Annotated in this window: 3 protein-coding genes; 2 read left to right on the top strand and 1 reads right to left on the bottom strand. The window is 40.3% G+C overall.

Going from position 1 to position 11,238, the window contains the following annotated elements; translation table 11 throughout:
- Positions 1-954: 954 nt before the first annotated feature.
- Positions 955-9,483, top strand: coding sequence for a putative Ig domain-containing protein (locus tag NXH67_RS05680; RefSeq protein ID WP_272796731.1), 8,529 nt, complete (start codon positions 955-957; stop codon positions 9,481-9,483).
- Between the two features lie 185 nt (positions 9,484-9,668).
- On the top strand, positions 9,669-9,899 hold the full coding sequence (locus NXH67_RS05685) for a hypothetical protein (RefSeq protein WP_272796732.1): 231 nt from the start codon (positions 9,669-9,671) through the stop codon (positions 9,897-9,899).
- A 151-nt stretch (positions 9,900-10,050) separates the two neighbouring features.
- On the opposite strand, the gene NXH67_RS05690 is transcribed toward NXH67_RS05685, so the two are convergent.
- Entirely contained in the window at positions 10,051-11,058 is a 1,008-nt protein-coding gene (locus tag NXH67_RS05690) for an IS4 family transposase (RefSeq protein ID WP_272796733.1), read from the bottom strand.
- Positions 11,059-11,238 lie beyond the last annotated feature (180 nt).

Below are 11,238 nucleotides of genomic sequence, written 5' to 3' on the forward strand. Positions count from 1 at the left end.
TTTACTCCGGACATGGGCAGGCAAGGCACAGGCATTCGACATCGAGTTGCCCTCACCTCCTGCATGTCCGGACACCCATTCCGTCATAAGAAGTTAAAATCTAAATATTCCTATAAAGAAGGCGGGAAAACCTCGGCTTCATTCTTTGTGTGTCTGTAAAAAATACACTATAAAATAAATTTGAGATTATTTTGGAGAACAAGATGAGTGGTGCATAGAGAAAAGCCTAGTATCCATGCGCTTCTTGAGAGGGGGTGATAAAAGTTTACGACTGTCAACTTTTTGTCCCGAAACTGTCAACTTTAGGTTTAGGACTGTCTACTCTGAGTTTATTTCTGTCAACTGTTTGTCCACAGCGTTGTCTTCTTAAGTTCCATCAATTGTCTTCTTTAAGTTCAGGACTGTCTGCAAAAGTTCCCGAAAACTTTAGAAATTATCTACATTCTGTACTTGATTTTTGAACCGGTTTAACTTTAGGGGAGTAAATTGTGAAGAAAGGATAAAGGGATTATTAAAAAAGTGGGAGGGGGGAGATGACACCGAAATGGGGAGGGGGAGTAGCGAATAATTTAAATGTGATAGTCAAAATATCGTATATGAAAATGGGACGGCATTCTGTAAAGTAGCGTGGTTTAGAGATAGATTACGCTTTGTTTATAAGATGTTAATAAATTTGTATACGCTATTATGCTATCATATATATACAATGGCGTTATAAAGATATACTAAATAACGTATATTCTATGAGACGCTAGGAACTTGATTCTTTGATCCTACATAACACTATTGAGCTATGAAATGGGACGCATATCTCGATAACCTTACGTATTACGACCGATGGTAGTATTGCTGGGAACAGGCCGGACTTGTAAGGCCGACGATGTGGGGCAAAGTGAAAAAGTGTGATTGCTCATAATTGTGTGAGCAAGAATGGTGTGAAAGGAGAAACTGTATATGAGTAAAAAGCTTTTAAGTAGGCTGCTTAGTTTTACTATGTCAGCTACTGTGGCGCTTACTTCAGGTGTCCCTGCTTTGGCCTATGATGGCGGAGGAGGCGATCTGCTTGAAGTAGAGGATGAGGAGATTCAGCTTCTTGAAGAGGAAGAGGTTGAGTCTGATTTTGATGTAGAGGAAGAGGATATCTTCGTTGAAGAGGAGCAGGAAATTGACGAAGAAGCTCCTACAGAAGATGCGGAGCTGGAAGATGTCACTCGAACCATAGCAATATTAAAGGATGCGAATTATTCAGCTGCTAAAACAGTAGATCCTGACGGCTATGTTAAGGCTTCCAACACTGCTCAATTTGTATTCGCAGAAGAACATATTAAAGGTATATCAGGTACTACTAGCTATACATTTAAGGCTTATGTAGATGCTGATTCTGATGGCTATGAAGCTGGAGAAGAATATTCAGCAGTAACATGGTCAATCAATAAGTATAAGAATAAAAACCTTACAGGTGCAGCATTGATAGCAGATGAGAACCTTGTAGATGCTGCAGCAGACTTGGCGGGATATGGACTGGAAGCAGCAGGTACGGGCGAGAATTTCAGAATTACGGTTGCTCCTGGTGGAAGAAAATATCTTGCATCAACAGAATATGTCTTAAAACTCGTTGATAAGGATAATAGTAGCAATGTAACTAAGGAAAAGATCAATATTGCTATAGATCCAGTTACATTGGATGCTATTACTGGTTCTCCTACTATAAATTTAGGCGCTGCTAAGATGGGATATGAAGTCTATGATGAAGCCCCTTCACCTGCTCCCAAGACTCCATATGTAGTGGCTACTAAGACTGCGCTTACTATCACCGGTGTTAGTAGTGCATTTAATATCAATGCCACTGATATTGGTGGACTTAAATATGAGTGGACCGGAGCAGATGCTACAGCATTTGAGGCAGTAGTTGGTGATGGCAAGGGGCTTTATACAGGAAAGCCTGAGACTATCACAATTAAACCTAAGAAGGGACTTACAACTAAAGGCGATAAGTATGACGAAGCTGGTAATGGCACTACAGTAGGAAATGGTGTTTATGGTGCTACACTTAGCATTACATCAGCAGCTTTTTCAACACCTGTGACAGTAGATGTAGTCTTCACAGTCGATAATAACCTTGCTATTTCTAAGGTAGTCGCACACGGCGGAAAAGATGCTGGATGGACATATGATAAAGCAGATGATGATGGAATGTTAGCGAATGCTGCTGCATTTGCTACTGCTAAGACTGAATCTCTTTCAGGTAAGCTCTATACAGATGCTGCCGGAACTATTGAAGCAACAACATGGGCTAATGATTCAACTGTATATTACAAGGCAGACGGCTATGATTTAGGCACACTCAAAGTTGGAGAAAGCTTTGATGACATCGTTATTACTGCTACTGGTGGAAATGGTGATATTAGTTTCGTTAAGACAGGTGATCCGTTTGCTTCTGGAATGGAAGGAAACTTTGTTGCTTCTTCTAATTCAGCTAATTATGTCATTAGTGGAAAAATTGACAATACAGTAACGACATTCGGAAGTAAGACATTTACTCTTCAAGCCAAAGATACTGATTTAAATGATAGCGGAACAGCTACGAAATTCACATATACTGTAGAATCTGCTGATCTTGGAATTATGGTGGGTGATGAAGAGATAGAGCTTGGAAAAAACCAAACAGTTAATAAAGTATCTTGGTATACAGCTACAGGATATACTCCTGCAAATGTTGCAAAGACATTGTCTGTGAAGAATAATAGCAAAAACGATATGATCGTTAATGCTACACTTGCTAGTGCAACAAATTATAATCTCAGCGCAAGTAGTCTTTCTATTGCGCCTAATGAAACAAAAACAATTACTATTACTCCAAAGGAAGGTTTGGCTGCAAATGATTATAGCACAAACTTAACTCTTAGCGGAGGCGGCTTTGCTGAAACAGTAATTGATCTTGACTTTAATGTAACTGCTGACCTTGCTATTACAACTCCTATAGGAACATCTAACGCAACACCTGATACTCCGTTCAGCGGTGATGAGGATAGAGCTTCACTTTCCGCATATGTTGGCAAGCAGTATATTTACCAGTTTAATGCTACCAAAGCTAGCACTGTTAAGAACCTGAAATGGTCTATTACAGGTGCTAAGTTTGGCGATGCTACTGCTACTATTGTTCCTGCTGAAATTACAGCAGGCTTGGCAGATAACGGACTCACATTTAATAGCTCATCAGGTGCATTGACAGGTATTCCTAAGACAAGCCAGACTATTTTGTTAAATGTCCAGGTGGATGGAACAAAGTCTGCAGCAGATGATACACACGCTTATGCGTACGTAGGACTGACAATTTCAAAACCAGCTGATGGTCTTAAACTGACCTTAGGTGGCAAAGAGTACAAGACTACTGCAAAGGCATATGATCTTGGAAGCTTTAATATTGATGGACTTGATGCCCTTTCAGCACAGGTAACAGTTTCAAATAACACAAAATTTGATATGCCTATAGATGGTGCGACAGCTAATAATGTCAAGTTTGATAAAGTATCAGTTACAGGTCCTACAACAGATACTAACAATACACAGAAAGCATATCCTGATGATACGTTTATGCTTGTATTTGATGAAAACAATGAAACTTTAAATAATGATATTATTAATAACGGTTGTGGCCTTGAGGCTGGAGAGAGTAAGGCATTTAAGCTTGTTTACAGTGGCGATGATGCAGATTGTGTAGGAGATTATTACATCACTGTAAAGGCAACAAATTCCAATGTAGATGATGCAGGAGCTGTTTTTGTAGCAAAAGTTACAGTTAAGGCTGCACCTGTTATTGATACTTCTTATAATTTTAATGACAGCGATAATGTTAAGTTTACAGTTGGAACAGAAGCTAAGGCTTCAGACAATCTGAAGTACACTGCTCTTAAGGCAGACGATCCTACAGCAAAGTATACATATGCATGGACAAGCGGAAGTGTTCCTGGACTTACTCTTGCTGAAGATGGTGTAATTACAGGAACTCCTACCAAAGCTGGAACCTATACTGTAACAGTAAAGGCAACTAAGGTTGGAGACACTACAGTAACAGGAACATTAACCCATAAGATATTTGTAAAGGGTTCTTCAAGTATATCAGTTTCAGATTGGTCATTCCCTACTGATGAAGGAAAGACATTGCTTCTTCCTGGTTCTGTAGTAGGAGATGCTCCAGCAGGTAAGTATACAAGTACTTTATCAGTATCTGGTGTTGATGCAGAGAATGTTAAAATCACTGTAACTGATGCTGATGATAATAGGGCTGCTGCAGATATTAAGAAAAACCCTGCTAATCCATATGCGGGAAGCGTTAACTACATTGGTGTAGATGCTACTTCATGGGCACTCTTCAAGACTGGTGAAGTTAGAGCATTCAATATCGTTTCAAAGGGCTCGCCTGCTGCAGGTATCTATAAGGTTAAGATTACTATTACAGCAGATAACTCGGATACGATTACCTTCTATGCATTGATGGTAGTGGTTGATAAGCTTGCTATTACTCAGCCTGATAATATCAATACAAAACTGGGTAAGACTTATGGTACATTATCAACAGATGACGAGAAGCCTATAAAGATTTCTGCGACTGGTGCAGCGAAGGCTCAGACAATTTCTTGGGCAGAGGCTGGAACAAAGGTTAAAGAAGGTACATCAGAGGAAGCAACAGAGTACTACATTACACAGAAGAATTCTACACCTGTATATGATGGTGCTATAGGAAACAATGGTGGCGCTAGTGTAACAGGCCTTGAACTTAAAAATGATGCTCCCGGAGTAAAGATTGAAGGAACAACTTCAGTAGCTGGTACCTATAAGCCTACTCTTAAGGCATCTGTTGCTGCAATGAAGTACGATCAAATTAAAACAGCAGATGAATTCAAGCTTGTAGCTATTGGTGACGATGGATCTGGAAATGCTAATACATCTAATTCATCCTTGAAGAATCAGGGTGAAGCAAATCTTATTCCTGCACAGACTGCTAATAATGTATCTTTCACAATAACATCAGGAAAGACAGATAAGCTTATTATTAAACAGGTTGCTGCTGGTGGAATAGATGCAGCTGCAACTCTTGGAACAGTTGAGGGCCTTAGAAATGGTAATATTATGGTATCTAGGACGGGATTTACTTATGATCCTGTAGTTACATACACTAAGACAGATCTTAAGGCAACTATTACCATAGAAAATAAGTCGGGCTTAACTCTTGCAAGCGGCTATAAGGCAGAATTTAGTAAGGATAGTAAATTCGAAATTGATGGTACGGCTACAGCTTCATCTTTAGCGGTAGGTGCCACAGCAGCTATTGTAATTCAGCCTAAATCTGATCTTGCTAAGGGAACACATACTGATACTCTGAAGATTTCAGGTGATGATTTCGAGACTGTTGAGTTTGCTGTATCCTTCACGGTTGCAGACGCAACTTATATGGCAATCGTAGACAATGGAATCGCTCCCGATGCTTTAGACACAAGTAAGAGAGTTGCTTACGTAACTGATAATGTTGCCACTGGTAAGACTTTAGAGATTAAGAATTATTATGTTGGCGGAAGCACAACACAGAGTGTTCTTACAATCAGAAATTCTGGAAATACAGCATTAAACGGACTGAGTGTATACGAAGTTAAGGCTGACGGAAGCAGATATGGTGATGGCGCAACAGGAATGATGATTTCTGCTGGTACTATCGGTAATGCTCCTGGTGGAACTCCTACAGCAGCAGGATATACCGCTACAGGTGGAGTACTTGCAAGAAAAGGTTATGCATATGTAGCTATAAATCCGATAAAGACAACAGCTGGTTCTTATAAGACATATTTGAATGTGCACTTCACAGAAGGTACAGGCGCAAGTGCTAAGGCACACGATATTATTGTTCCTGTAACTTATGTAGTATATGCAAATCAGCTCGAAACAATAACAGTTACACCGGATACAGAGAAGAAGATTAATGTAACTGAAGGTTATGCTGCTTCAGCAGTAACTGCTGACCTTACAGTAAAAAATACAGGAACAGCAGCAACTGATAAGATTGTTGGACTTACAGCAATTAGCAGTGATAGCAGATTTAATGTAACCACAACAGCAGATTCTGATGAGCTTGATGCTGGAAAGAGCGTAGTGTACACAGTTAAACCTAACGTAGCTCTTTCAGAGGGAACATATACTACAACAATTACATTCTCAGCAAATAACATTAAGAACTCTATAACTAGAGATGTTAAGTATGTAGTTGCTGCATCAGATACATTTACTGTTAATGTAACTGCAAATGATACTAATGGCTGGACCAATATTACTGACGGCAAGTTTGCTACAGGCCTTTATAATTCATTGGCGAAGGGACTTGCAGTAAGACCTGGAACAAGCAACGCTAGCCCAAGAGTAAAAGTGGATGGTTCTAATAGTCTTAAATATTATGTTGACTTCGATGATTCAGTGGCAAGCGGCATAGCTCTTGATAATACAAATGCAGATGTTCAGATTACATTCGGTGGAACCACTTCAAACGTTACTGGTGCTACAGTACAAATTTTGGCTTCGAGCACAATTTCATCTGCTTCACAGTCAGCTGTATTAAATGCAACAGATATTGCCAATGCTAAAGCCGGAATTGGAAATCCAAATGGTAAGTATTATTCAACCATTATTTTTAAGTTCTTCGGTAAGGCAACATTCGGAACTGCTGCGTCAAATAATACAGATTTAACTAAGACTATATATGCTGAAAAGTATGATGATCTTAAGAACGATAATGTTATTCCTCAGTTTGAGTATAGTGGTGCAGGAAATCTCAAGGGTAATGCTATAGGAACAGTAACTGCGTATGTTCCTTTTGGAAGCACTCTTGGATCAGTATTTACATCTGGTAAGCTTCCTACAGCAATCGCTGATTGGCAGGTAATGAGCGCATGGACAGATGGTGTAGCCGGAGCAGGAAATGTAATCACAGCAAATGAAGTAATTTACGGCGATTTAACTATTGGCGCTAGAATGCATGAGCATAAATATGCAGCAGCATCTGTAACAGATGAAAGATATGTTAAATGGGTATTCACAAAGGATGCTAAGGGTAATAGAAAAGCAGTTCTTCATCTGTACTGTACCAGAACTGATTGTCCTGATCATGACGGAAGTGAGGTTATAGTTACCGACTCTACTCTGACAACAGACCTTACTAAGCTTCCTGGTGGATCTGCTAAGTGTACATTAGTATCATATGAGCCTAGAGTAGGTAAGGATGCTGATTGTGAGCATGGTGCACATTATGAGTATCCTGTACATGCAAAAGTTAATGATGTTGTTTATAATGGTGCAGATATTGAAGATGAAGTAGGACAGGCTCTTGGTCACAAGTTTGATCTTACTTCAGATCCTGAAATTACATGGACTGATGAGAACAAAGATGGCATCATGACTGCAACAGAAGTAAAGGTTACGAGAGAATGCTCAAGATGTCATAAGGTTAAAGAGCTCACAGTAGTTTCAATCGGTGAGAAGGATAAGATTGCAGCAACATGTACCAAGTCCGGATCTGTTCAGTATACAATTACATATACTGAAGTAGACGAAAAGGGCAATCCTACTACTAGTGCTACAAAGAACTATAAGGAAGTGACAGTTCTCAAAGCCAAGGGTCATGCAGAGAATCTTGAAGCAACTGTAGAAGAGTTTAACGAAGAAACTCTTATTGCTAAGAAGCTTACTCTTACATGTCCTGATTGCGGTGAAGTTCTGTTTGAGAAGGAAAATGTTAAGTTTACAGACAACGGCGATGGAACATATGGCTATAAGGCACTTATCGAGTCTACCGGTGAGTACTACGATGTTTCATACACGAACCATGCACATGAGTGGATTGGAGAATGGGCTTGGGATTCTGATTATTCTCAGGCAACACTCACCATTACATGTACTCGTGGAACAAAGCCAGAAGTTAAGAAGTTTACAGTTAATTCTGTAGAGACAGTTAAGGGTGCAATGCACACCTACGCTGTATCTTACACCTACACATGGACCGAGAAGGGCGAAGCTAAGACCAAGACCTTCGAAGACAGCAAGCAGATTGTTAAGTCAGATGACGGTCAGGTAGTTGAGGATATCGTACCTATAGCTGAAGACCTTGGTATCTACATTGAAGGCCTTGAAACAGAATACTTCTACACAGGCGCAGCTATTAAGCCTAGCTTCAGCGTAATCGATGCAAGCACAGGTCTTGTATACCTTGTACCCGGTGTTGATTACACAGTATCTTACAAGAACAATAAGAAGCTTGGTGATACAGCAACCATTACTGTAAAGGGTAAAGGAAACTATGACGGACAGTCAGCAGTAGCAACCTTCAAGATCTTAGATCCTAAGACTGATGTTGCTGAAGAAGACGTAATGGATCTTAAGGGATACAAGGTATCCGTTCCTAAGGATGTTGTACTTACATACAACGGCGAAGCTCAGATGCCTTCCAAGATCGTAGTTAAGAAGGGCAAAGTTGCAACAACTTATACCCTGGATTCAACAGGATATGTTGATGCAGATGGCAAAGCTCTTGATGCTGTAGTAACAGTATCTAACAACGTTAACGCAGGAACAGCTAAGCTCCTGTTAACAGGTAAGAACAACGCTAAGGGAACTGCAACAACAGCCGGAACATCCTTCAAGATTGCTCCCGCACCTCTTGCAGGCGATGGCGCAGCACTTTCAATTGATCCTACTAAGCTGCAGTGGGCAGTTAATGGTGCAAGACCTGCCGTAACAGTTACATGGAACGGTCAGGAACTCCTTGCAGGCAGAGACTTCACAGTATCTTACAAGAACAATAAGAAGATTGGTGCTTCCGCATCCGTTATCGTAAAGGGTAAAGGCAACTTCGATAAGAAGACAGAGCTTTCAAAGAGCTTTGAGGTTGAAGCATTTGATCTTGCAGATGCTGAGATTATTGCAGCAACAGGCGTAGCAGCAGGCAAGGCAGCTAAGAGCGTTAAGGTAACAGTTATCGACGCTAATGGCGATATCATTCCTGCAGGCAAGCTCGCTGTAGTAGTTAAGGCTGATGACGTAGCTGTAACAGGCAAGCTCGTTGAGAAGACTGAGTACACAATCGTAGCAACTCCTAAGAATGCTAAGGTTGCAGAGGTTAAGGGCGAGACTCCTGCATTTACAGTTACTGCCGGAGCAGACTTTGGCAAGGCTAAAGTAACAGTTTCTAAGGACTTCTACAAGACTTATACTGGCAAAGCTATTGAGCTTGAACCTGAAGACCTTAAGTATATCACAGTAACCATCGGACCTAAGAAGACAGCCAAGACTCTTGTTTGCGGCGAAGACTTCGAGATCGCTGGCTACACCAACAATATCAAGAAGGGCAAGATGACCATCACCCTCAAGGGTATTGATGAAGCTGGATATACAGGCGCTAAGACCTTCAAGGTTACAATCAAAGCTAAAAAGCTTGTAAAATAATTAAATCATGTTCCACCCTATTTGAATGACACATCACACCATCAATTCAAGTAGGTTAGGGGAGGCGGCTCGAAAGAGCCGCTTCCTCCATTTAAAGAAGAAATATTTGAACGTACGGACGGCCCTTAACTCATCATGAGTAAAAGTTAGGTAAAATAATTGTATAGGAGATACCATCATTGATTATGCTTGATACTAATGCATTATATGCATATATTGGCAGAGAGAAATTAGGTCTAAAATCAGATGCGAAAATTGACTATAATGCTTTGAAAACATTTTTAGACAGTAAAGTAACAGATAAAGCGTTGGCTGCTTCTGCATATATTGAGGCTATGGTGAAATACAGAAATGAAATCCTTTATGCGAAGAGAGTGGGGACAGTCCCCAATGTGGTACACTTTTTGGCAACTTAGCGTGTATAAGCATAAAGGTTAAATGAAAAAGTTAATCAACCACTCACTCATTTTGCTATTTTTCATGGCAACTGTACGCTTTTATTTATTTTTGGGCATGGCAAACAGGCCTGAGTCATATCAGGCCTATAAAATTCTCAGTTATGAAGTATTAGATGACCACCTTCCGATTTGGGAAATGCTTTCGGTGAACCAATTTTCTGGTTTTTCGTTTGCATTTTCTGCCGTGTTCTACCAGTGACCTGACTTTGAATGCATCAGATACGATCTGATCGATGTAATCCATTGGAAGTATGTCACATAGTATCTTAGGAAATGCTTTCTTTAAGCGGCCTATGATGTATGACCTGTTAGCCTGGTACCTATTCTTGGCGGTTGCGGTCATGTGCTGATCTATGTCATCATCGACCTTGTTTTTTATAAGGGCAGCCAGATTGGACATAAGCATATTTATATAGAATTCCTGGAATATAGCAGTTTTGGTCTTTCCGCTATACTCTTCAAGCTGGAATTTTTCTTTTAATTCCATGTATTTACCTTCAACTGGCCAGCGTAGAAAATAAAGTTCGCTGAACATATCCACAGTCATGTTTTTGTCAAAAATGTTGGTTGCCAGATACTCATGGGTTCCATCACTTAGAATAACCTCTATGACTCTTATAGGGATATCTTCAGTACCTAACTTGGGATTCCCAGGAAGTATCGACATGGTGTCACCATTGCAAGACTTGGCCAGGTTAAACTTCTTCTGGAGCCTCATAAGACATAAATGTCCATTGGAAACGCAGTGTCTGAATAATGTCTCCGAATAGTAGCCACGATCAAAAAGAACTACAGAGTTTTTGAAGATATCCAAGCTTTTCAGGACTTTAAGATGTTCTCTGGCTGCAGTTCTTTCCGAAGCAAGATACTTATGAAGTGATGCGTGAACTATATAGTCATCAAGAACGTCATATACAATAGAGGCCAGACCGGCAGTAAACTTCCTTTCCTTGTCCGGATAGGTGAACATCTCGCCAAAGAACTCGAAGTTTGAAGGCGAATTAGGGACTTCAATCCTTGAACCATCGATGGCAAAGATATGATAACCATGCCAAAGCTTTCTCTTTTTGATATTTTTGCACAGTGGGGACAGTCCACAAGTTGATTCTGTGAACACAAATCATCGTTCAACAAAGCACGGAATAAGAATTATTGTCAGAACAAACATACATTCGATATAATAATCGCATGGGTGCTACCACTACGATTACGGTAGGCGGTTGGCTCTTTGCCGGATTTGATCTGAGAACTCTCTGCTATTTAAGGAGGGATAAGCTTATGAGAAATCTTAAAGGGA

Origin of the sequence: Butyrivibrio sp. DSM 10294 (assembly GCF_028539135.1) — a bacterium.
Lineage (GTDB): Bacteria > Bacillota > Clostridia > Lachnospirales > Lachnospiraceae > Butyrivibrio.